The sequence below is a fragment of the Curtobacterium sp. Arg-1 genome (genome assembly GCF_025643395.1).
In the GTDB taxonomy this organism is placed as follows: Bacteria; Actinomycetota; Actinomycetes; order Actinomycetales; family Microbacteriaceae; genus Curtobacterium; species Curtobacterium poinsettiae.
This window is the reverse complement of record NZ_CP095731.1, coordinates 2619514-2640288: the sequence shown is the minus strand read 5'-3', so window position 1 is coordinate 2640288 and position 20775 is coordinate 2619514. Positions and strand designations below refer to the sequence as shown.

At 71.3% G+C, this 20775-nt stretch carries 20 protein-coding genes and 4 tRNA genes; 17 read left to right on the top strand and 7 right to left on the bottom strand.

Translation table 11 applies throughout. The features are described 5' to 3' along the window. Window positions 1-7 precede the first annotated feature (7 nt). Entirely contained in the window at window positions 8-1009 is a 1002-nt protein-coding gene (locus MXD64_RS12430) for a 1,4-dihydroxy-2-naphthoate polyprenyltransferase (protein ID WP_042541197.1), read from the top strand. A 37-nt stretch (window positions 1010-1046) separates the two neighbouring features. On the opposite strand, the gene MXD64_RS12425 is transcribed toward MXD64_RS12430, so the two are convergent. Next, entirely contained in the window at window positions 1047-1382 is a 336-nt protein-coding gene (locus MXD64_RS12425) for a DUF4229 domain-containing protein (RefSeq protein WP_017888618.1), read from the bottom strand. 65 nt (window positions 1383-1447) lie between these two features. Here MXD64_RS12425 and MXD64_RS12420 point away from each other — a divergent pair, with 65 nt between their 5' ends. Continuing rightward, the gene (locus tag MXD64_RS12420; protein WP_017888619.1) at window positions 1448-1807 is read left to right on the top strand and encodes a PLDc N-terminal domain-containing protein; all 360 of its coding nucleotides are present in this window, start codon (window positions 1448-1450) and stop codon (window positions 1805-1807) included. Next, the gene (menD, locus tag MXD64_RS12415; RefSeq protein ID WP_263137451.1) at window positions 1800-3548 is read left to right on the top strand and encodes a 2-succinyl-5-enolpyruvyl-6-hydroxy-3-cyclohexene-1-carboxylic-acid synthase; all 1749 of its coding nucleotides are present in this window, start codon (window positions 1800-1802) and stop codon (window positions 3546-3548) included. Before MXD64_RS12420 ends, menD begins: the two co-directional genes overlap by 8 nt. A gap of 58 nt (window positions 3549-3606) precedes the next feature. On the opposite strand, the gene MXD64_RS12410 is transcribed toward menD, so the two are convergent. After that, entirely contained in the window at window positions 3607-4866 is a 1260-nt protein-coding gene (locus MXD64_RS12410) for an isochorismate synthase (RefSeq protein WP_071251887.1), read from the bottom strand. 86 nt (window positions 4867-4952) lie between these two features. On the opposite strand from MXD64_RS12410, the gene MXD64_RS12405 reads away from it, so the two are divergent. The 4 genes from MXD64_RS12405 (at window position 4953) to MXD64_RS12390 (ending at window position 9433) form a co-directional block, all read left to right on the top strand. Then, window positions 4953-5744, top strand: coding sequence for a demethylmenaquinone methyltransferase (locus MXD64_RS12405; protein WP_017888622.1), 792 nt, complete (start codon window positions 4953-4955; stop codon window positions 5742-5744). A gap of 31 nt (window positions 5745-5775) precedes the next feature. Continuing rightward, a complete protein-coding gene (locus MXD64_RS12400; protein WP_017888623.1) occupies window positions 5776-6852 on the top strand; it encodes a polyprenyl synthetase family protein in 1077 nt (358 codons plus the stop codon). An 86-nt stretch (window positions 6853-6938) separates the two neighbouring features. Next, the gene (locus MXD64_RS12395; protein WP_159556751.1) at window positions 6939-8312 is read left to right on the top strand and encodes an FAD-dependent oxidoreductase; all 1374 of its coding nucleotides are present in this window, start codon (window positions 6939-6941) and stop codon (window positions 8310-8312) included. Window positions 8313-8317: 5 nt separating this feature from the next. Next, window positions 8318-9433 carry a heparan-alpha-glucosaminide N-acetyltransferase domain-containing protein gene (locus MXD64_RS12390; RefSeq protein ID WP_140448996.1) on the top strand — a complete coding sequence of 372 codons (1116 nt, stop codon included), beginning with the start codon at window positions 8318-8320 and terminating at the stop codon, window positions 9431-9433. A gap of 205 nt (window positions 9434-9638) precedes the next feature. On the opposite strand, the gene cls is transcribed toward MXD64_RS12390, so the two are convergent. After that, window positions 9639-11099 (bottom strand): cardiolipin synthase, encoded by a 1461-nt coding sequence (gene cls / locus MXD64_RS12385; protein ID WP_017888626.1) that lies wholly within the window; start codon window positions 11097-11099, stop codon window positions 9639-9641. Between the two features lie 39 nt (window positions 11100-11138). Beyond that, on the bottom strand, window positions 11139-11627 hold the full coding sequence (locus MXD64_RS12380) for a YajQ family cyclic di-GMP-binding protein (protein WP_017888627.1): 489 nt from the start codon (window positions 11625-11627) through the stop codon (window positions 11139-11141). A gap of 137 nt (window positions 11628-11764) precedes the next feature. Here MXD64_RS12380 and MXD64_RS12375 point away from each other — a divergent pair. The 5 genes from MXD64_RS12375 (at window position 11765) to MXD64_RS12355 (ending at window position 14318) form a co-directional block, all read left to right on the top strand. Next, a tRNA-Tyr gene (locus MXD64_RS12375) sits at window positions 11765-11849 on the top strand. A gap of 58 nt (window positions 11850-11907) precedes the next feature. Further along, window positions 11908-12738 carry an inositol monophosphatase family protein gene (locus MXD64_RS12370; protein ID WP_194589778.1) on the top strand — a complete coding sequence of 277 codons (831 nt, stop codon included), beginning with the start codon at window positions 11908-11910 and terminating at the stop codon, window positions 12736-12738. 148 nt (window positions 12739-12886) lie between these two features. Beyond that, on the top strand, window positions 12887-14047 hold the full coding sequence (locus tag MXD64_RS12365; RefSeq protein ID WP_052481950.1) for a M23 family metallopeptidase: 1161 nt from the start codon (window positions 12887-12889) through the stop codon (window positions 14045-14047). Between the two features lie 93 nt (window positions 14048-14140). Further along, window positions 14141-14212: transfer RNA gene (locus MXD64_RS12360), tRNA-Thr, on the top strand. 32 nt (window positions 14213-14244) lie between these two features. Then, window positions 14245-14318 (top strand) — tRNA-Met (locus MXD64_RS12355). Window positions 14319-14419: 101 nt separating this feature from the next. On the opposite strand, the gene MXD64_RS12350 is transcribed toward MXD64_RS12355, so the two are convergent. Together MXD64_RS12350 and MXD64_RS12345 are read right to left on the bottom strand one after the other, a co-directional pair. Beyond that, window positions 14420-16318 carry an ABC transporter ATP-binding protein gene (locus MXD64_RS12350; protein ID WP_214518821.1) on the bottom strand — a complete coding sequence of 633 codons (1899 nt, stop codon included), beginning with the start codon at window positions 16316-16318 and terminating at the stop codon, window positions 14420-14422. Window positions 16319-16420: 102 nt separating this feature from the next. After that, window positions 16421-16819, bottom strand: coding sequence for a hypothetical protein (locus tag MXD64_RS12345; RefSeq protein ID WP_017888631.1), 399 nt, complete (start codon window positions 16817-16819; stop codon window positions 16421-16423). Between the two features lie 197 nt (window positions 16820-17016). Here MXD64_RS12345 and MXD64_RS12340 point away from each other — a divergent pair, with 197 nt between their 5' ends. Genes MXD64_RS12340 through MXD64_RS12330 form a run of 3 tightly spaced genes read left to right on the top strand, consistent with a single transcriptional unit; the run spans window position 17017 to window position 18919 of the window. Further along, complete coding sequence (locus MXD64_RS12340) at window positions 17017-17466, top strand: FAS1-like dehydratase domain-containing protein (protein WP_082047026.1); 450 nt, start codon at window positions 17017-17019, stop codon at window positions 17464-17466. Then, entirely contained in the window at window positions 17463-17888 is a 426-nt protein-coding gene (locus MXD64_RS12335) for a MaoC/PaaZ C-terminal domain-containing protein (protein ID WP_263136523.1), read from the top strand. The genes MXD64_RS12340 and MXD64_RS12335 overlap by 4 nt, the downstream gene beginning before the upstream one ends. 2 nt (window positions 17889-17890) lie before the next feature. Continuing rightward, window positions 17891-18919 carry a UDP-N-acetylmuramate dehydrogenase gene (locus MXD64_RS12330; RefSeq protein WP_140448995.1) on the top strand — a complete coding sequence of 343 codons (1029 nt, stop codon included), beginning with the start codon at window positions 17891-17893 and terminating at the stop codon, window positions 18917-18919. 103 nt (window positions 18920-19022) lie between these two features. Here MXD64_RS12330 and MXD64_RS12325 read toward each other — a convergent pair whose 3' ends face one another. Further along, window positions 19023-20249, bottom strand: coding sequence for a pyridoxal phosphate-dependent aminotransferase (locus tag MXD64_RS12325; RefSeq protein ID WP_071251883.1), 1227 nt, complete (start codon window positions 20247-20249; stop codon window positions 19023-19025). Between the two features lie 152 nt (window positions 20250-20401). Between MXD64_RS12325 and MXD64_RS12320 the strand changes: the two genes are divergently transcribed. Next, window positions 20402-20474, top strand: a tRNA-Trp gene (locus MXD64_RS12320). A gap of 35 nt (window positions 20475-20509) precedes the next feature. After that, window positions 20510-20773, top strand: coding sequence for a preprotein translocase subunit SecE (gene secE / locus MXD64_RS12315; RefSeq protein WP_017888636.1), 264 nt, complete (start codon window positions 20510-20512; stop codon window positions 20771-20773). The last annotated feature ends 2 nt before the right edge of the window (window positions 20774-20775 follow it).

Genomic DNA, 20775 nt, shown 5'->3' with positions numbered 1-20775 from the left:
AAGATCGGTGCTCGTGGCACGAACGAAGAACTCGACGCAGAAGCAGGGCCGGTCCGGCAACCCGGCGAAGGCCGCTGCCCCCGCCCGCACCAAGCGGAAGGCGACCGCACGCGACTGGATCGGCGGCGCGCGTCTGCGCACCCTGACCCTCGGCGTCGTCCCGGTCGTGCTGGGCACCGCCGTCGCGTTCGTCGACAGCGGTGAGCCCGGGGACTTCGGCGACTACCTGGCGAAGGGCAGCCACCTCGCCGTCGCGCTGCTCGCCCTGGCCGTGGCGCTGTTCCTGCAGATCGGCGTGAACTACAGCAACGACTACTCCGACGGGGTCCGCGGCACCGACGAGTACCGCGTCGGACCCGCACGGCTCACGGGTGCCGGGCTGGCCAAGCCCCGGACGGTGCTCACGGTCGCCCTGACGTTCTTCGGCCTGGCAGCCGTCGCCGGCCTGGTCATCGTGCTGCTCACCCAGCTGTGGTGGCTGCTGCTCGTCGGGGCCGCCGCCATCGTCGCCGCCTGGTTCTACACGGGCGGCAAGAAGCCGTACGGGTACAACGCCCTCGGCGAGGTGTTCGTGTTCGTGTTCTTCGGACTCGTCGCCGTGCTCGGTACGCAGTTCGTGCAGATCCGCGAGGTCACGCTGAGTGGCTGGGCCGCCGCGGTGGCCGCCGGGTTCTTCGCCTGCGCGGTCCTGATGGTGAACAACATCCGCGACATCGACGAGGACCAGCTGGCGGGCAAGCGGACACTCGCCGTGGTCGTCGGCCGTCCGGTCGCCCGCGTGCTCTTCGGCCTGTTCCTGATGCTGCCGTACGTCGTGCTGCTCTGGTTCGTGCTGCTGTACTTCCGCACGGGCTTCACGTACTTCTCGCTGCTGCTGGCGCTGCCGGCCCTGGCGATCGGGGTGTCGTCGCGGAAGCCCCGCGAGCTCATCACGGCGCTGCAGCTGTCGTCGTTCGCGTCGCTCGCCTTCGGCGTGGTGCTCGGGATCACCCTGGCCGTGCAGCCGTAACCGTTCCGGCTCCGACCTGACGACCCCATGCCCGGGGTCAGTCGGCGTCGGCGTCCCGGCGTGCTTCGTGCCGGTCCGCGTCGGACACCGGACGGACGACGGGAGCGGCTGCGGCATCCGAGTCGGCGGCGTCGACGAAGTCGTCCTCGAAGTCCGAGTCGGCGTCGCGCTCGGGGACGCCGCGGCGGTTCGCCAGGCTCAGGGCGACCTGCGTGCGGAGTCCGGACAGTGCGATGTACGAGATGAGCAGACCCACCAGGGCGGCGATGATCGTCGCCCAGTACCACTTCAGCGGCGTCAGGAGCAGGAGGAGCACGAGCGCCACCACGAAGATGCCGAGCCGAGCCAGGGTGTACAGGAGCCACGCTTTCACACGGTGAGTCTACGGAAGCGCCGACCGGCAGGGGCATCACAGGGTCGCGACCTAGACTTCACCGCATGGTCCGCTTGTGGTTGATCGTCGTCGTGGCCGCCGTTGCCTTCACGGTGTACGCGGCCATCGACTGCGGCACGATGCCCCGTCAGCGCATCCGTTCCCTGCGTCGCGGTGTGTGGCTGCTGCTCGTGATCATCCTGCCCGTGCTGGGCGGCGTCCTGTGGTTCCTGCTCGGTCGCACCCCCGCGACGGACCCCGGTGCATCCGCCCGGTACCGTGGACCCGAAGACGACCCGGACTTCCTCGGCACCACGCCGGAGCCGGGCGACACCCTCACGGACAAGGACCAGGACGACGCGACCCTCCGAGACCTCGAAGACCAGTTCCACGAGCGCGACGACGACGGCCGCACCGATCGCTGACGGCCCCGCCGGCTCGGGCAGCCCGGCGACCGACACCGCGCTCGCGCTCCTGCAGGAACTCGTCCGCGCCGGCGTCACCGACGTCGTGGTCAGCCCCGGTTCCCGGTCCCAGGCGCTCGCGCTCGCCGCGGTCGCCCTCGAACGTGCCGGCGGACTGACCGTGCACGTCCGGTTGGACGAACGGACCGCCGGGTTCTTCGCGCTCGGGCTCGCGGTCGAGACGCACCGACCCGCCGCGGTCGCGACCACGTCGGGCACCGCGGTGGCGAACCTGCACCCCGCCGTGCTCGAGGCGCACCACTCGGGCGTGCCGATGATCGTGCTGAGTGCGGACCGCCCCGACGAGCTCCGCGGCATCGGGAGCAACCAGACCACGGTGCAACCGGGGATCTTCGGCGAGGCCGTCGCCTTCGTCCGCGACGTCGAGGCCCCGTCGGCGCACGGCGTCGACGCCTCGGTCCGCGACACCCTGCGCGCCCTCGCCCGACAGACGGTCGCCGCCGCAGCCGGGCACACCGGGCAGCCGGGGCCCGCACAGCTCAACGTCGCGTTCCGTGAGCCGCTCTCCGCCGGGCTCACCCCGGAGCACGTCACCGCCGTCCCCGACGACGAGATCGACCTCGCCTTCGCCACCCGCCGCGCCCACACCGGTCTGCCGGTCGCCGAACTCACCCCGGACGACGAGCCGGCCACCGTCGTCATCGCCGGGCACGACGCCGGCGAGGAAGCTGAGCGGATCGCCTGGGAACTCGGGGCGCCGCTCCTCGCCGAGGTCTCCAGCGGCGCGCGCTTCGGCCGCAACCTGGTCGTGGCCTACCGTGAACTCCTGCGCGACGCGGACCACGGTGGCGCCGTCCGCCGCGCCGTCGTGCTCGGCCACCCGACCCTCAGCAGAGAGGTCCCCGCGCTCCTGCAGCGCGACGGGGTCGAGACGATCGTCGTCCGCGGACCGGCGGCCGACCCCTTCGACCCGGCCCGTGCCTCCCGACCGGACGCCGCGACCACCTTCGTGTCCGACGTCCGCGTGACGGGCCGCACCCGCCCGGAGCACCGTGCGTGGGTCGGCCGCTGGGTGGGTGCCAGCCGACGGATCCTGGGGGACGGCGACGCCGGCCCGGACCTCGACGCCAAGCGCTCCGCCGACCGCGCCGAGCGGAACAAGTTCCTGCGTGACGAGGTCGCGCTCCGTCGCCGACCCGTCGACCGGGCCATGCTCGCCGACGCCGTCTGGGGGGTGACCTGGCCGCACGACCGCCTGGTCCTCGGCGCCTCGCAGCTCATCCGCGAAGCCGATGCCCGGGTGCTCGGCAAGAAGATCCGGGTGCACGCGAACCGCGGACTGGCCGGCATCGACGGCACCGTCTCGACCGCGCTCGGCATCGCCGCGGCACTCGAGCAGTCCTCCGCCTCGGTGGGCACCACGCGCGTGCTCCTCGGCGACCTGACGCTGCTGCACGACCTCGGCGCGTTCGTCACCGGCACCGAGGAACGCACCCACCGGGTGCAGGTCGTCGTCGGCAACGACCACGGTGGCGCCATCTTCCGCGGGCTCGAGGTCGCGAAGACCACGCCGGACGCCGACATGCGCCGGATGATGTCGACCCCGCAGCACGTCGACGTCGAACGGGTCGTCACGGGTCTCGGGTGGGAGTACCGCCGGGCGGCCACGTGGGGCGACCTCGAACGCGTGCTGACGGACCCCGCCGAGCGCGTCGTGATCGAAGTACCGCTGGCCGACTGACCGGCCACGGGTGCCCCGGCCACGCTGCGACCCGGTCTCCGCGCGGCCCCGGGGTGCTTCAGGCCAGGGCGTCGGTGATCGGTCGGAACTTCAGGGCCGTCTCGGCGACCTCGCGCTCGGGCTCCGAGCCGGCGACGATCCCGGCGCCCGCCCAGGCGCGGACGGTGCCGTCGTCGTCGATCCGTGCGCTGCGCAGCGCGAGCATCCACTCACCGTCGCCCGTCGCGCTCATCCAGCCGACCGGCCCGGCGTAGCGACCGCGGTCGACGCCCTCGAGCTCGGCGACGAGCCGCACCGCGACGTCGGTCGGGGTGCCCGCGACCGCGGCCGTCGGGTGCAGCGCGTCGGCGACGTCGAGCGAGGTCGTGTCGGGCGGCAGCGTCGCCTGCACGTCCGTCGCCAGGTGCCACAGGTTCGGCAGCTGCAGCCGGAACGGTTCGGCGTCGGCGCGCAGGTCCGTGGCGAGCGGTGCGAGGGCCGCGAGCAGGCTGTCGATCGCGAAGGCGTGCTCCTCGACGTCCTTGGCGCTGCTGGCCAGGGCCTCGGCGGCGGCACGGTCGGAGACCTCGTCGGTGCCCCGTGCGGCGCTGCCGGCGAGCACCCGCGCGGTCAGCCGCGTGCCGTCGGTGCGGGCGAGGGTCTCCGGCGTGGCACCGACCAGCCCGTCCACTGCGAAGGTCACGCACTGCGGGTAGGCGGCGGCGAGGTCGAGCAGGACGGCTCGTCGATCGGCCCCCGACGGCAGCGTGCCGACCAGGTCGCGGGCGAGCACCACCTTCTGGGCGCTCCCGGCCACGATGCGGCGGACGGCCTCGGACACGTTGGCGGCGTAGGTGGCTTCGTCGATCTGCCCGGGACGCAGCTCGACGGAGACGTGCGGTCCGACCCGGGGGACCGGGACCGAGGTCCGGGTGAAGGCCAGGGGCTCCGCGCCGGCCGTGGTGTCGATGGCCGTCAGCCAGGCCTTGCCCCGACGGCGGCCGAGGACCACCCGGGGCACGATGAGCACGCTCTCGTCGGCGGAGTCGTCGGCGAACGCGAACGACCCGAAGGCGACGAGCCCCGAGCCGCGCAGCTGGACGGGGTCGTCGACGACGGCGGTCGCGACGACACTGCGCCAGAGCGCGGCCGCGTCACGCATCCGGTCGGGGCCGGTGAAGGTGAACCGAAGCGCCTCACCGATGCCGACGATGCCGTCGCCGTTCCGGACGAAGGCGAGGGGTCGGTCGCGGAGCGTGTGGCGGAGGACGGTGCCCGGGTCGTCGAGGATCCGGGTCGAGACCGTCAGCGGGGGCGCCGCCGTGGTGGTTCGGGTCACGGCTCCGATGCTACGCGCCGATCCCGCACCGCCCGGGTGGCTGCGAGTCCGGTGAACGCTCGGTCGGGACCTCTAGGATTGACCACGTGAGCAGAGCGGACCTGAACAAGCGCCCGGACGAGGTGGCGGCGATGTTCGATGACGTCGCGGCCAAGTACGACCTCACGAACGACATCCTGTCGGCGGGCAACGCCCCGCTGTGGCGTGTCGCCACCGTCCGCGCGGTCGACCCCCAGCCCGGCGAGAAGGTCCTCGACATCGCCGCGGGCACGGGCACCAGCGCGGCGGCCTTCGCCAAGAAGGGCGCCGAGGTCACCGCGCTCGACCTGTCCGCGGGCATGATCGCCGTCGGCCGTGAGCGTCACCCCGAGATCACCTTCGTCGAGGGCGACGCCGAGCAGCTGCCCTTCGACGACGACACGTTCGACGCCGTCACGATCTCGTTCGGACTGCGCAACGTCAACGACCCGAAGCAGGCGCTCGCCGAGATGCTCCGCGTCCTGAAGCCCGGTGGCCGCGTCGTCATCTGTGAGTTCTCGACGCCGCCGCGTGCGCTGCTGCGCTTCGGCTACGGCACCTACCTGAAGCGCGTGCTCCCGGGCATCGCGCGGCTCTCGAGCAGCAACCCGGCTGCCTACCGGTACCTCGCCGAGTCCATCGACGCGTGGCCCGACCAGCAGGTGCTGACCCAGTGGCTCCGCGGTGTCGGCTTCTCGGTGGTCGCCTACCGCAACCTGACGGCCGGTATCGTCGCACTGCACCGTGGCCGCAAGCCCGTCGCCGACACGGTGCGCGAGTCCGCGGCACGGCGTGCGAAGGCCCGCCGTGACCACCAGAACACCGGCGAGCAGCCGCGCGTCGACCCGGCCGCCGACTGACCGGTCACCACCCCCGAAGACGGAGCAGCACTTGAATCCGAGCGTCCCGGTCGCACGTCGCGCGCCGAGCCTGCGCGCGTCGCTGGGCATCGGCGAGCGGTTGTTCGCCACGCCCGCCGACCGTCGCTTCATCTCCGCGGTCGACGACGGGCTCGAGCTCGTCGAGCAGGGGCTCGAGGACGCCATGCGCTCCACCGACACCCTCGCCGACACCACCAGCCGGTACCTGCTCTCCGCCGGGGGCAAGCGCATCCGTCCGACGCTGACGCTCCTCATCGCGCAGCTCGGCGACGGCGTGACCGACGCGGTGGTCAAGGCCGCGGTGAGCATCGAGACCACCCACTTGGCGTCGCTCTACCACGACGACGTCATGGACGAGGCGCCGGTGCGCCGCGGGGTCCCCGCCGCGCAGATCACCTACGGCAACAACGTGGCGATCCTGACCGGCGACCTGCTCTTCGCCCGCGCCAGCCTGATCACCGCGGACCTCGGCACCGAGGGCATCCGGATGCAGGCCGAGACGTTCCAGCGCCTCTGCATGGGCCAGCTGCACGAGACCACCGGTCCGCAGTCGCACGACGACCCACTGGAGCACTACATCCAGGTGCTCAGCGACAAGACCGGTTCACTCATCGCCACCGCCGCCCGCGCGGGTGTGATGTTCTCCGGTGCCGACCGTGCCTACCTCGACGCCGTCGGCACGTTCGGCGAGAAGGTCGGTGTGGCCTTCCAGCTCGTCGACGACGTCATCGACCTCGCACCCGCGACGGACAAGACCGGCAAGATCGCCGGCAACGACCTGCGCGCAGGCGTCGACACCCTGCCGATGCTGCAACTGCGGCGGATGGCCGTGACGGACCCCTCGGCACAGCACCTGGTCGAGCGCATCGAGCGCGACGTCAACGGCGCCCCCGACGACGTGGTCGACTCCGCTCCGTACCAGTCGGCCGTCTCCGCCCTCCGTGAGCACGAGGCCACCGCAGCGACCCGTGCGGTCGCCGTCGCCTGGGCCCGCGAAGCCGTCGACGCCCTCGCTCCGCTGCCCGACGGCATCGTGAAACGGGCGCTCACCCGCTTCGCGGACTCCGTCGTCGACCGAAGCCGCTGAACACCCCTCCCGACACGGCACGCCCACCGCGGCACGGTCGGGAGGCACCCCCGGGAACCCCCACCCGAACGAACTGGAGACGATCAGTGCCCACCCTCCGACTCGCCATCGTCGGCGCCGGCCCGGCCGGCATCTACGCCGCGGACATCCTGCTGCGCGAGGCCCGCGGTTACGACGTGTCGATCGACCTGTTCGAGCAGCTCCCGGCGCCCTACGGCCTGGTCCGGTACGGCGTCGCCCCCGACCACCCGCGGATCAAGGGCATCATCAACGCCCTGCGCGACGTCCTCGACCGCGGGGTCGTCCGGCTGTTCGGCAACGTCCGCTACGGCGAGGACATCACCCTCGACGACCTCAAGAAGCACTACAACGCCGTCGTCTTCTCGACGGGTGCGATCAAGGACGCCGACCTCGACATCCCCGGCGTCGACCTCGACGGCTCGTACGGTGCAGCCGAGTTCGTGAGCTGGTTCGACGGCCACCCCGACGTCCCGCGCACCTGGCCGCTCGAGGCCGAGAGCGTCGCGGTCATCGGCGTCGGCAACGTGGCCCTCGACGTGTCGCGCATCCTGGCGAAGCACGCCGACGACCTGCTGCCGACGGAGATCCCAGAGAACGTGTACCAGGGACTCAAGGCCTCGCCGGTCACGGACGTGCACGTCTTCGGCCGCCGCGGCCCGGCGCAGGTGAAGTTCACACCCCTCGAGCTCCGTGAGCTCGGCGAGGTCCGCGACGTCGACATGGTCGTCTACGACGAGGACTTCGACCACGACGAGGCATCGAAGACCGCGATCGCGACGAACAAGCAGGTCATGGTCATCAACCGTGTCCTCGAGCAGTGGCGCACGCGCGAGGTCGGCCAGGCCAGCCGTCGGCTCCACCTGCACTTCTACGCGAAGCCGATCGAGTTCGTCGGCGACGAGCAGGGCAAGCTGACCGCCATCCGTTACGAGCGCACCCGTCCGAACGGCGAGGGCGGCGTCGAGGGCACTGGCGAGATCCGCGAGATCCCGATCCAGGCCGCCTACCGCGCCGTCGGGTACTTCGGTTCCCCGCTGCCCGGTGTCCCGTTCGACGAGCGGCACGGCGTCATCCCGAACCACGAGGGCCAGGTCCTCGACGACGACAACCAGCAGATCCCCGGTGTGTACGCCACCGGCTGGATCAAGCGTGGTCCGGTCGGGCTCATCGGGCACACCAAGTCCGACGCCATGGAGACCGTGCAGCACATCGTCAACGACCAGGCGAGCTGGTGGACGCCGGAGGACCCCTCGGACGAGGCGATCCCGGCCCTGCTCCGCGAGCGCGGTGTCGAGTACACCGACCTCGAGGGCTGGCACCACCTCGACACCCACGAGCAGGCCCTCGGGTCGATCGACGGCCGTGAGCGCATCAAAGTCGTCCCGCGCGACGAGATGATCGACGTCTCGCTCGGCCGCGTCGACGCACCGACGAGCTGACTGCCGTGACCGACACGCGCCCCGTCCCGCCCACCGCGGTGCGGGGCGCGTCTGCGTCGGGGGTCCGGTTGCAGGGCGTCGACGTGGCGCGCGCGATCGCGCTGCTCGGCATGGTGGCCGCCCACGTCGGCGGCATCGCGGAGCAGCTCGAGTGGACCGACCCGGCGACCTGGACCGCCGTCGCCCACGGCCGCCCGTCGACCCTGTTCGCAGTCCTGGCCGGTGTCTCGATCGGCTTGACGAGCGGCCGCACGGACCCGCCCGGCCCGCCGACGATCGGACGGATCCGCGCCCGGCTCGCGATCCGTGCGGTGGTGGTGGTCGTCATCGGCTTCGCGCTGATGGCGCTCGACACCCCGGTCTACGTGATCCTGCCGACGTACGGGGTGCTGTTCCTGCTCGTGGTCCCGGTGCTCCGCCTCCGGCCGGCGGCGCTGCTCGGCATCGCCGCCGTCTGCGCGCTGCTGTCGCCCGTCGCCGCGCTGGCGATCGCCCCCGCCTACGCGGATGCGGGCATGGTCGGTGTCCAGCTCGGCCTGGTCTACCCCGTGGTCACCTTCTTGGCGTACGTCCTGGTGGGGCTCGCGGTCGCCCGGGTCGGCCTGGAGGACCGTGGCCGGCAGGTCGCGCTCCTCGTGTCCGGCGCACTGGTCGCCGCCACCGCGTACGTCGCGGGCTCGTTCCTCGCCCCGCTGCCGGACGACGCGGCCCTGGCGTTCCCCGGCGTGCCGTACGCGGGCGAGGGCTCGACCCCCGGCCAGGCGCTCGCCCAGCTGTTCCTGTCCCCGCGTGACCACTCGTCGTCGGTCGTCGACGTGCTCGGGACGGCCGGCGTCGCGGTCGCGCTCATCGCGCTCTGCGTGCTCGTGTTCGACGGCCGCGGGAGGGTCGCCGAGCGGATCGCGTTCCCGCTCGCCGCTGTCGGGTCGATGCCCCTGACGGTGTACTCGGGGCACCTCGTGGTCCTCGCGACGCTGCCGACGTACCCCGAGTCGGCCGAGGCCTGGGGCTGGTTCGCCCTCGGCTCGGTGGTCTTCGCGATGCTGTGGCGGCGGTTCCTCGGCCGCGGCCCGCTCGAGCGGGTGGTGGGAGCCCTGGCGTCCCTCGTCCCGCTGCGCTGAGCGCACCTGGCGGACCCGCACCGGCCACGGAACACTTACCGCACGGTGCAGGGTTGTCCGTTCACCGCGGGCTTGCTCGCCGGGTGCCCCGCTGTCGCGACGCACGGTGCGGTCAAGGTCGCACCGGGTGGAGGACGACGCACGGTGCGACGGTGCGACGGTGCGCGCCGCCACGGTGCGCGCTGCGACGCTGCGACAGCGTCGGCTACTGCAGCGCCGCCGTGAGCCGCGCGACGTTGTCGAGCACCTTGGAACGGCGCGGACGGTCGACCCACTCGTCGAGCGTGAGTTCGAAGCTGTGCTCCTTGTACGCTTCCTGCACCTCGCGCAGGGCGTCGACGAAGCGGTGACCGCGCACCATCACGGAGACCTCGAGGTTCAGGCTGAACGAGCGCATGTCCATGTTGCTCGAGCCGATCACCGACACCTCGTCGTCGATCGTGAAGTGCTTGGCGTGCAGGATCGTCGGCGCGCGGTAGAGCCAGATCTTCACGCCGGCCCGCAGGAGTCCCTCGTAGTAGGAGCGCTGCGCGTGCCAGGTCATCGTGTGGTCGCCCATCTCGCCGACGAACAGTTCGACCTCGACCCCACGCTGCGCCGTCGTGGTGATGGCGTAGAGCATCGAGTCGTCGGGCACGAAGTACGGCGAGGTGATCGACACCTTCTGCTGTGCGGAGTAGAGCAGCGCGTTGAACAGGCGCAGGTTGTTCTCGCCGTCGAACCCCGGTCCGGACGGCACCACCTGGCAGTCGAGCGCGTCGCCGCGGTCGGCCCGCTGGACGGGGTCGCTCTCACGCAGCAGCAGCTCGTCGGTCTCGCTGTACCAGTCGGTGACGAACAGGGCGTTGAGCCCGGCGACGACCGGCCCCTCGAACCGGGCGAACAGGTCCTTGTAGACCATGCCCTTCTCGACGTGGGACCTGATGTCGTAGGAGGCGTCGATCAGGTTCTGCGAGCCGGTGAACGCGACCGAGCCGTCGAGCACCATGATCTTCCGGTGGTTGCGGAGGTCGGGACGCTGGAACTTGCCCTGCAGCGGCAGGAGCGGGAGCATCAGGTGCCACTCGATGCCCGCCTGGTCCATGAACGCCAGGGTGTCCTTGTACCCCGGGTACCCGCGGCTGGCCCAGTGGTCGAGCAGGAACCGCACGGTCACACCGCGGGACTGTGCCCGCGCGAGCGCCTCGAAGAAGGGCCGGGTGGTGTCGTCGAGCGTCGCGATGTAGAACTCGACGTGCACGAAGCGGCGGGACTGGTCGATCGCCCGGGTCATCTCGGCGATGGACTCCTCGGAGTCGGGGTAGAGCTCCGCCGAGTTGCCCCCGACCAACGGCATCGCTCCGAGCTCGCGGTTCAGCCGTGTGACGCTCTCCAGCCACGCGGGCCACGGGTGGTCACGGCGGACCCGCTCGATGCCCTCGGTCTGCTCGAGGATGTACGCGTTGATCTCGGTCTGCTTCTCGCGTCGGGCGCGCGGGAGCTTCGTCGACCCGATGACCAGGAAGACGATGAAGCCGATGTAGGGGATGAGGAAGATCGCGAGCAGCCACGCCGTCGCGGTCTGCGGCTTCCGGTTGATCGGGACGTAGATGATCGAGAAGACGCGGATCGCCAGGTCCAGCAGGACGAGCAGGACGGTGATGACGACGGTGAGCCAGTGCTCCACGGGGTGCCGGTGTCGGGTGTCGTTCGCAGGGGCCGCGGGTCAGCGGAAGTTGATGAACTGCAACGGGACGTCGAACTCTTCACCCTTGAGGAGCTGGATCGTGTTCTGCAGGTCGTCACGGCTCTTCGACGAGACGCGGAGCTCGTCACCCTGGATCTGGCTCTTCACGGTTTTCGGGGCGTTGGCACGCAGGAACGCACCGATCTTCTTCGCCACGTCCTGCTCGATGCCGTTCTTGAACTTGACCTCGATGCGGTACTCCTTGCCCGAGGGGTACGGGTCGCCGGCGTCCAGGCTCTTCAGGCTGATGTTGCGCTTGATCGCCTTGCTCTGCAGCACGTCGAGGACCGCCTTGGCGCGCTCTTCCGAGTTCGCCTTGATCAGGACGTCCTCACCGCTGAACGCGACCGAGGCGTCGGCACCCTTGAAGTCGTACCGCTGCTCGATCTCCTTGGCCGCCTGGTTGAGGGCGTTCTCCGCCTCCATCTTGTCGACCTTGCTGACCACGTCGAAGGAACTGTCTGCCATGCGGAACAGCCTAACGGCGGACAGGAGGCCCGGTTCCGGTCGCGCGGATCGGCTGACGGTGGTCACGACCACCGTCAGCGATCCGCTATGCTTTTGTGCGCGCCTTCGGTTGGTGATCACACCGGCTGGGTGCGCATGGCAAGTTACCCAAGCGGCCAAAGGGATCTGACTGTAAATCAGCCGGCGTAGCCTTCGGGGGTTCGAATCCCTCACTTGCCACCATCTGATCGGCCCCGTCCACTGCGGACGGGGCCGATGGTGTTTCCGGGAGGATGGGTGCATGGCCTCCGACCTCACCCCCGCCCAGTTCGCCGACCTCGCCGAGTCGATCGCCCGTGACGCCGCGGCGCTGGCCGCACGGCGCCGCGCCGAGGGGGTCGAGGTCGCGGACCGGAAGTCGAGCATCGTCGACGTGGTCACGGCCGCTGACCGCGAGGTCGAGGCGCTGATCCGTGCCCGCATCGCCGAGGCCCGTCCCGACGACGCTTTCCACGGCGAGGAGTCCGGATCCGCCTCGGGGGCCTCGGGCATCACGTGGGTGGTGGACCCGATCGACGGCACGGTCAACTACCTGTACGGCAGCGACGAGTACGGCGTGAGCATCGGTGTCGTCCGCGGCGGGGCCGACCCGATGACCTGGGAGCCGATCGCGGGCGTCGTCGTGGCACCGGCGACGGGCACCGTCTTCCGCGCGGCCGCCGGACAGGGCGCGACGCGTGACGGGGAGCCGTTGTCCGTCGCCGCGCCCGGGTCGCTGGCGGAGACGCTCGTCGCCACCGGGTTCGGGTACACGGCAGACCGTCGTCGCGAGCAGGTGGCGGTGCTCGCCGGTCTCATCGGCGAGGTGCGGGACATCCGCCGTGGGGGAGCGGCGTCGCTCGACTGCTGCGCGGTCGGGGCGGGGACGGTGGACGCCTACTACGAACGCGGGATCAACCCGTGGGACATGGCGGGCGGGGCCCTCGTGGCACAGGAGGCCGGCGCGACCATCCGCATCTGGGAGGCCGGGGGGACCCGCTCCTTCCTGTTCGCGAGCCCCGCCGTCGCCGACGAACTCGAGGCGCTGGTGCGTCGGCTCGAGGCCGGTGCGCTCGGATCCGTGCCGGCCTGACGACCCGCCGGGCACCACCTCCGGGGGTCCTGGGTGGACATGACCACGACTGGCGACCTGGGACGTCGCCTGCTAGCGTGCTCAGGTCCCGTTATCTGCTCGTTACCAACGAGTGGGCCCTTCTCCGATCAGGATCGCCACCGCACGCATGCCCCGTACTCCTCTGTCGTCCGCTCCCACCGACGGTTCCGTCGACGCCGCCACCCCGGTCGTCCACCAGACCCGACGCGCTCGGATCGAGGCAGAACGAGCAGCGGCCAAGGGCTCGACCACGGCGCAGGACTCGACGGGTCCGAGCTTCGACGACGTCATCGGAGCGGCCACGCCGGGGACCCCTGCGGCCCCCGTGTCGCCGATCGACTTCGCGCCGGCGTCGCCCGCGCGCCCGGCCTCGCGCATCCAGACGCCGCCGGCACCCACCTCGCCCGACGTGCAGGCGCAGTCCGTCGCCCCCGTCGCTCCCACATCTGCGCCCCGCCGCGTGGCCGGTCAGGTCCCCGCCTCGCGCCGCCGCAACGGCCGGACAGCCACGACGGCCCCGGCCCCGGTCGACCGCGCAACGCGCCACATCCCCTCCACCAGCACGCCCGTCGCAGCGCCGACCCGGAAGCGGGGCGCGTCGTTCCGCCGGTCGGCCTCGCGCGTGACCGCCGTCGGCGCCCTGCTCTTCGCGGCCGGCCTGGTCGTCTCGACCTCCCTGCCGGCGCAGGCCCTCTGGGTGCCCGAGTCCGGGTCGACCGCGGCTCGTGCCACCTCCGGTGGTGCCACCCAGTCGATGCAGGTCGGGGCTGCCGCCGACGGTTCCACCGCCCGAGACCAGTTCACGGTGTCCGATGCCACGCAGTACGCGAACGTCGACTCCTCGAGCTTCACGAACGACCCGACGGGCACGATCCAGTGGCCGTTCCTGACCGGCGTCCCGATCACCTCGGGCTTCGGGGGCCGCCAGGTCGCCGGGTGCTCGTTCTGCTCGACGAACCACATGGGCGTCGACTTCGCACCGGGTGAGGGCACCCCGATCGGTGTCATCGCCGCCGGCACCGTGATCAAGGTGCAGGCGAACGACGGCGGCTTCGGCAACGACGTCTGGGTGGAGCACGACGTCGACGGCAAGCAGTTCGTCAGCGTCTACGGCCACATGGAGGACAACTCCTTCAAGGTGGTCACCGGCCAGCACGTCGAGGTCGGCGACATCCTCGGTCTCGTCGGCAGCACGGGCAACTCCACGGGCCCGCACCTGCACCTCGAGGTCCACGTCGACGGAGTCCCGGTGGACCCGCTGGCGTGGCTCAAGGCCAACGCGAACTAGCGGCCCACGACGCGGCACGCCCGGGCGTCTCGTCCGGTTCCGGAGCAGCGTCGGAGGTCTGCTATCCTCGTGTGGTGCCGTTCGCGGCACATCGCCCCGATAGCTCAGTGGTAGAGCACCTCCATGGTAAGGAGGGGGTCGTCAGTTCAATCCTGACTCGGGGCTCCGACCCGGTGCGCACGCCGCTCCGGATCTCTGGCGGGGTAGCTCAGTTGGTTAGAGCACACGACTCATAATCGTGGGGTCGCGGGTTCAAGTCCCGCCCTCGCTACGCGCAAGGCCCTCTCGTCCAGGATCCCCTGGGTCAGGGGGCCTTCTCTGTTGGTGGCGGCGCAGACCCCTGCTGCGCCGCCCGACTGCCCGACTGCCCGCTCAGTCCACCGCTGCTTCCGCGTCGGTATCGACGTTCTCCTGCGCGGCGAACTGGGTCCGGTGCAGCTCCTCGTACCGCCCACCGGTGGCCAGCAGCTCGTCGTGCGTACCGCGCTCCACGATCGAGCCGTCCTCGACCACCAGGATCAGGTCCGCGCTGCGGATGGTGGAGAGTCGGTGGGCGATCACCATCGCGGTCCGTCCCTCGAGCGCCTCGCCGAGTGCGGCCTGCACGGCGGCCTCGGACGTCGAGTCCAGCGCTGCCGTCGCCTCGTCGAGGATGACGACGCGCGGCTGGGCGAGCAGGAGCCGCGCGATGGTCATGCGCTGCCGCTCACCGCCGGACAGCCGGTAGCCGCGTTCTCCCACCATCGTGTCCAGCTGGTCGGGCAGGGACCGGATGAGCGGTTCGAGACGAGCGCGACGGACGGCGTCCCACACCTCGTCCTCGGTCGCCTCGGGCCGCGCGAACCGCAGGTTGGAGCGGATGGTCTCGTGGAACAGGTGGCCGTCCTGCGTCACCATGCCGAGGGTGTGCCGCATCGAGGCGAAGGTGACGTCGCGGACGTCCGTGCCCGCCAGGCGGACGGTGCCGCTGTCGACGTCGTACAGGCGCGAGAGCAACTGCGCGACCGTGGACTTGCCCGCACCCGACGTCCCGACGAGGGCGACGGTCTGGCCCGGCTCGATCCGGAAGGACAGCCCGTGCAGGACCTCCTCGCCGCCGCGGGTGTCGAGCGTCGCGACCTCCTCGAGCGAGGCGAGGGACACCTTGTCGGCGGACGGGTAGGCGAACCGGACGTCGTCGAACTCGACGGACACCGGCCCGTCGGGGATGGTGACCGCGTCCGGCTGCTCCTGGATGAGCGGTTCGAGGTCCAGGACCTCGAAGACGCGCTCGAAGCTGACCACGGCGCTCATGATCTCCACCCGGGCGTTCGCCAGGCTGGTCAGCGGCGCGTACAGGCGGGTGAGCAGGAGCGCCAGGGTGACGACCTCGCCGGTGTCCAGCCGCCCGGCGAGCGCGAGGAAGCCGCCGAGCCCGTACACGAGCGCCAGGGCGAGTGCGGAGACGAGCATCAGTGCGGTGAAGAAGACGAACTGCAGCATCGCGGTCCGGACCCCGATGTCGCGGACGCGGGCAGCGCGGACGCGGAACTCCTCGGCCTCCTCGTCGGGCCGGCCGAACAGCTTGACGAGGGTGGCGCCGGGTGCCGAGAAGCGCTCGGTCATCTGGGTGCTCATCGCGGAGTTGTGGTCGGCGGCCTCGCGGCGCAGCGCGGCCAGGCGGCTGCCCATCCGGCGCGCGGGGACCAGGAAGAGCGGCAGCATTACCACGGCGAGGACCGTCACGAGCCACGAGGTGCTGAGCATGACGATCAGGGTGAGGACCAGCGCCACCAGGTTCGTGACCACGCCGGACAGGGTGCCGCTGAAGGCCTGCTGCGCACCGATCACGTCGTTGTTCAGGCGGCTCACGAGCGCGCCGGTCCGGGTGCGGGTGAAGAACGCGATCGGCATCTTCTGCACGTGGTCGAAGACGGCGGTGCGGAGGTCCAGGATCACGCCCTCGCCGATCCGTGCCGAGTACCAGCGTGTCGTCAGCGACACGGCGGCGTCGGCGACGGCGACCAGGGCGATGACCACGGCCAGCCGGACGATGGTGGCGACCTCGCCCCGGGCGACGATGACGTCGACCACCTGTCCCGCGAGCACCGGCGTCGCGACGGCGAGGAAGGCACCGACGACGGAGAGGGCGATGAACACCAGCAGCTTCGCCCGGTACGGCACCGCGAACGTCAGGATCCGTCTAACGGTCGCGCGGGAGAACCCGTGCTTGCCGCCCTGCGCGGACGAGATCTTGTACAGCGAGCTCCAGGCAGCGCTCTCCATGCTCATGGCGGTTCCTTTCCCGGGCCCCGCGCCCAACCTAGATGGCCGACGGGGTCATCGGTGACCGATCCGGGCACGGTGCGCCGGGCGGCCACGTGCTGCAGCCCGCTACCGGGTGCGGTGGGAGCCGGTGTCGGTCCGCGTCGCGAGCACCCCGGCGGTGCGGAACGCGTCCTCGACGGCGGCGGTGACCTCGTGCCAGGCGGCCCGACGCCGGTTCGCTCCGATGCTGCCGCCGGACACGGCCGTGCCGTGTCCGGCCCGGCGCAGCGAGATCGTCGTGGTGGCACCGTCCACGACGGTGGACAGCTCGTACCGGCGGTACTCCCGGGCCGGCTGCACGAGCGCGCCGAGCAGGATGGTGAGCGCCCGGCTGCCTGCCGTCGCGGTCATCGTGCCACCCGTCGACTCGACGTGGTGACCGGTGCGGCGCAGCGCGGCGGCGGCGACCTCCATGGCGGTGCACCGGTCGCCCGTGTGCACGGCGAACTCCGTCGTGGTGTCCATCGGCCCTCCCCGTCCCGAACGAACGCGTGCCGAACGGCACGCACCGATTCCCCCGAATCGGTCTCAGACAGTCTAACTGATGCGTTCTCATGGCCGACAGTGCGGCCCGAGCGCCAGACGGACCCGCCCGGACGGACCCGCCCGGACGGACCCGCCCGGACGGACCCGCCCGGACGGGCCTTCAGTAGACTGCCGTGGTGTCAGTGAACCCCGAGCTCGTCGGCAGGACGTTCCCGCCGGCCCAGCCCTACCTGGTCGGCCGCGAGAAGGTGCGCGAGTTCTCTCGTGCGGTGTTCGCGACCAACCCCGTCCACCACGATCCGGACGCCGCCCGCGCCGCCGGGTACGCCGACGTGGTCGCACCCCCGACGTTCGCCGTCGTCGTGCAGGAAGCCACGCTCGCGCAGCTCCTGAACGAGCCCGACGCCGGCATCGACTTCTCCCGCGTGGTCCACGGCGAGCAGTCCTTCACCTACGACCGTCCGATCGTCGCCGGTGACGAGCTCACCGCGACCCTGACGGTGACCAGCGTGAAGACCCTCGGCGGCAACGCGATGGTCACGGCCCAGAGCACCATGAACGACGCCGAGGGGGAGCACGTCGTCACGGCGACCTCCACCCTCGTGGTCCGAGGAGACGACGCATGACCGCCGCACCCGCCACCGCGCTCGAGGTCGGCACCATCGTCGCCGAACGTGCCGTGCACCTCACCCGTGATTCGCTCGTCCGGTACGCCGGCGCCTCGGGCGACTTCAACCCGATCCACTACCGCGACGACGTCGCCGCCTCGGTCGGTCTGCCCGGCGTCCTCGCCCACGGCATGCTCACCATGGGGATCGCCGTGCAGCCGGTGGCCGAGTGGCTCGGCGACCGCGGCTGGGTCGCGGGCTACGGCGTCCGTTTCACGCGCCCCGTCGTCGTCGACCCGGAGCAGGGTGCCACGGTCGGCATCGTCGCGAAGGTCGGCACCGTCGACGAGGACGGCCGTCCGAAGCGCATCGACCTCACCGTGACCGCCGCCGGGCAGACCGTGCTCGGCAAGGCGCAGGTCACGGTGGTGTTCCACTGACCGTGTCCGAGCCGGTGCTGGCCGACCTGACGACGCTCCGCGTCGGCGGGCCCGCCACCCGGCTGCTGACGGCGACGACGACCGACGAGCTCGTCGCCCACGCGACCGACGCCTTCGACGACCACGAGTGGCTCGTCCTCGGCGGCGGCAGCAACCTGCTGGTCGCCGACCAGGGCTTCGACGGCACCGTCGTGCTGGTCCGCACGACGGGCGTCGACGCGGACCGCGACGCCGACGGCGTCACCGTCCGCGTCGCCGCCGGTGAACCGTGGGACCCGTTCGTCGCCACGACGGTCGCGAACGGCTGGACCGGCCTGGAGGCCCTCAGCGGCATCCCGGGCACGGTCGGTGCGTCCCCCGTGCAGAACATCGGCGCCTACGGGGTCGAACTCGCCGACGTGCTCACCCGCGTCGAGTTCCTGGATGCGGCCACGGGGGAGCGCGCGTGGGTCCCGGTAGCCGAGCTGGCGCTGGGCTACCGCACGTCGACCCTCAAGCACGGTCGGCGCGGTGTCGTGCTGACGGTGGAGTTCCGGCTCGGACTCGCGGGGGAGCACGGCGTGCCCGTGCAGTACGCGCAGCTCGCCGGTTCGCTCGGTGTCGACCTCGGCGCGCTCGTGCCGCCCACGACCGTCCGCGACGAGGTCCTGCGGCTGCGCGGTTCCAAGGGCATGGTGCTCGACGGGGACGACCACGACACCTGGAGCGCCGGATCGTTCTTCACGAACCCGATCGTCTCGCCCGCGTTCGCCGAGACCCTGCCAGCTGATGCTCCGCGCTGGCCCGCGGGCGACGACGTCAAGCTCAGTGCGGCCTGGCTCATCGAGCACGCCGGCGTCCACCGGGGGTACGCGGTGCCGGGTTCGCGCGCGGCGATCTCGTCGAAGCACACCCTCGCACTGACGAACCGCGGCGGGGCGACGGCCGCGCAGGTGGCCGAGCTCGCCCGGTACGTGCAGGTGAGCGTCCTGAACCGCTTCGGTGTCTCGCTCGTCCCGGAACCCGTGGTGGTGGGGGACCTGCTCGGCTGAGTGTCCGCGCGACGGGACCGACGAGCACGACGCTCCACGCGCCTCCCGGAACGGGAAGAACGGGCCACCTCGACGAGGTGGCCCGTTCCGTGTCCGGCAGTGTCTACGCGAAGAACTCCGCCAGTCGGGCGACGCCCTCGGCGATGTCCTCGTCGCCCAGCGCGTACGACAGACGCAGGTAGCCGGACGGACCGAAGGCCTCACCGGGGACGACCGCGACCTCGGCGTGCTCGAGGATCAGGTCGGCCAGCTCGAGCGTGGTCGTCGGGGTGGCACCGGCCCATTCGCGGCCGAGCAGTTCGGTGACGTCCGGGTAGACGTAGAAGGCGCCCTGCGGGGTCGGCGTCCGGAACCCCGGGATCGCGTTGAGGCCGTCCACGATCGACCGACGTCGACGATCGAAGGCCTCGCGCATCGCGGCGACGGGTTCCTGGGGACCGGTCAGCGCGGCGATCGCGGCACGCTGCGACACGTTGGAGACGTTGGACGACAGGTGCGACTGCAGGTTGGAAGCGGCCTTGACGGCGTCGGTCGGGCCGATGAACCACCCGACACGCCAGCCCGTCATGGCGTAGGTCTTCGCGACGCCGTTCACCAGGATCGTGGTGTCGGCCAGGGCGGGGACCTCGGCCAGGATGCCGGCGAAGCGGACGCCGTCGTACACCAGGTCCTGGTAGATCTCGTCGCTGATCACCCAGATGCCGTGCTCGAGCGCCCACTCGCCGATCGCCCGGGTCTGCTCGGCCGAGTACACCGCGCCGGTGGGGTTCGACGGCGAGCAGAACAGCAGTGCCTTGGTCTTCGGGGTGCGGGCTGCCTCGAGCTGCTCGACGGTCACCAGGTAGTCCTGGTCGCTGCCGGCGAAGACCTCGACCGGCTCGCCACCGGCCAGGCGGATGGCCTCGGGGTAGGTGGTCCAGTACGGCGCGGGCAGCAGGACCTCGTCACCGGCGTCGACGATGGTCTGGAACGCCTGGTACACCGCCTGCTTGCCGCCGTTCGTCACGATGACCTGCGACGGCTCGACCGTGACGCCGGACACCCGGGCGGTCTTGTCGGCGATGGCCTGCTTCAGTTCGGGCAGGCCGGTGGCGGGGGTGTAGCGGTGGTTCTTCGGGTCCTGCGCCGCGGCGACCGCGGCATCGACGACGTGCTGCGGGGTCGCGAAGTCGGGCTCGCCGGCGGCGAACGAGATCACCGGGCGCCCGGCGGCCTTGAGCGCCTTGGCCTTGGCATCGACCTTGAGCGTCGCGGACTCGGCGATGGCGGCGATGCGGGACGCGATGCGCGGGCGATCGGCCGACGCGGTGGCGAGGGTGTCGGGGGACACGTGGGCGGTGGACTCGGGGCCTGGGGCTGCGGTGCTCACGGGGCTCAGCCTACCGGCGCGGCACGCCGTGGAAGGGGTCAAGTGGACACCGTGTGACGGACTCCCGTAGACTCGTCCACCGGAACGCGGATCGGTGACGAACCGTGTTGCGAAGGGCGGTGGCTCAATTGGTAGAGCAGCGGTCTCCAAAACCGCAGGTTGCAGGTTCGAGTCCTGTCCGCCCTGCAACTCTGGAAGGGTAGAAGTTGGCGAGCAAAGACATGGAGACGACGGCGGACGACGTCGTCGCCCAGGCGAAGCAGGACCGGGCCGAGCGCCGCGGGCCCATCGCTGCCATCGTGCTCTTCATCCGTCAGGTGATCGGCGAGCTGCGCAAGGTCGTGACGCCGACCCGCAAGGAACTCTTCAGCTACACGGGTGTCGTGCTCGTGTTCGTCGTCGTCATGATGATCCTGGTGTCGATCCTCGACTTCGTGTTCGGTCTCGGCGTCGGGTACGTCTTCGGCAACGGGCCCACGGCCTGACC

Bases quoted from the DNA above. Each gene is read 5' to 3' on its own strand.
- MXD64_RS12380 (WP_017888627.1), bottom strand. From the start codon at position 11,627: ATGGCAGACAGTTCCTTCGACGTGGTCAGCAAGGTCGACAAGATGGAG.
- MXD64_RS12420 (WP_017888619.1), top strand. From the start codon at position 1,448: ATGGTCCGCTTGTGGTTGATCGTCGTCGTGGCCGCCGTTGCCTTCACG.
- MXD64_RS12335 (WP_263136523.1), top strand. From the start codon at position 17,463: ATGACCGCCGCACCCGCCACCGCGCTCGAGGTCGGCACCATCGTCGCC.
- MXD64_RS12365 (WP_052481950.1), top strand. From the start codon at position 12,887: ATGCCCCGTACTCCTCTGTCGTCCGCTCCCACCGACGGTTCCGTCGAC.
- MXD64_RS12345 (WP_017888631.1), bottom strand. From the start codon at position 16,819: ATGGACACCACGACGGAGTTCGCCGTGCACACGGGCGACCGGTGCACC.
- MXD64_RS12350 (WP_214518821.1), bottom strand. From the start codon at position 16,318: ATGAGCATGGAGAGCGCTGCCTGGAGCTCGCTGTACAAGATCTCGTCC.
- secE (WP_017888636.1), top strand. From the start codon at position 20,510: ATGGAGACGACGGCGGACGACGTCGTCGCCCAGGCGAAGCAGGACCGG.
- MXD64_RS12370 (WP_194589778.1), top strand. From the start codon at position 11,908: ATGGCCTCCGACCTCACCCCCGCCCAGTTCGCCGACCTCGCCGAGTCG.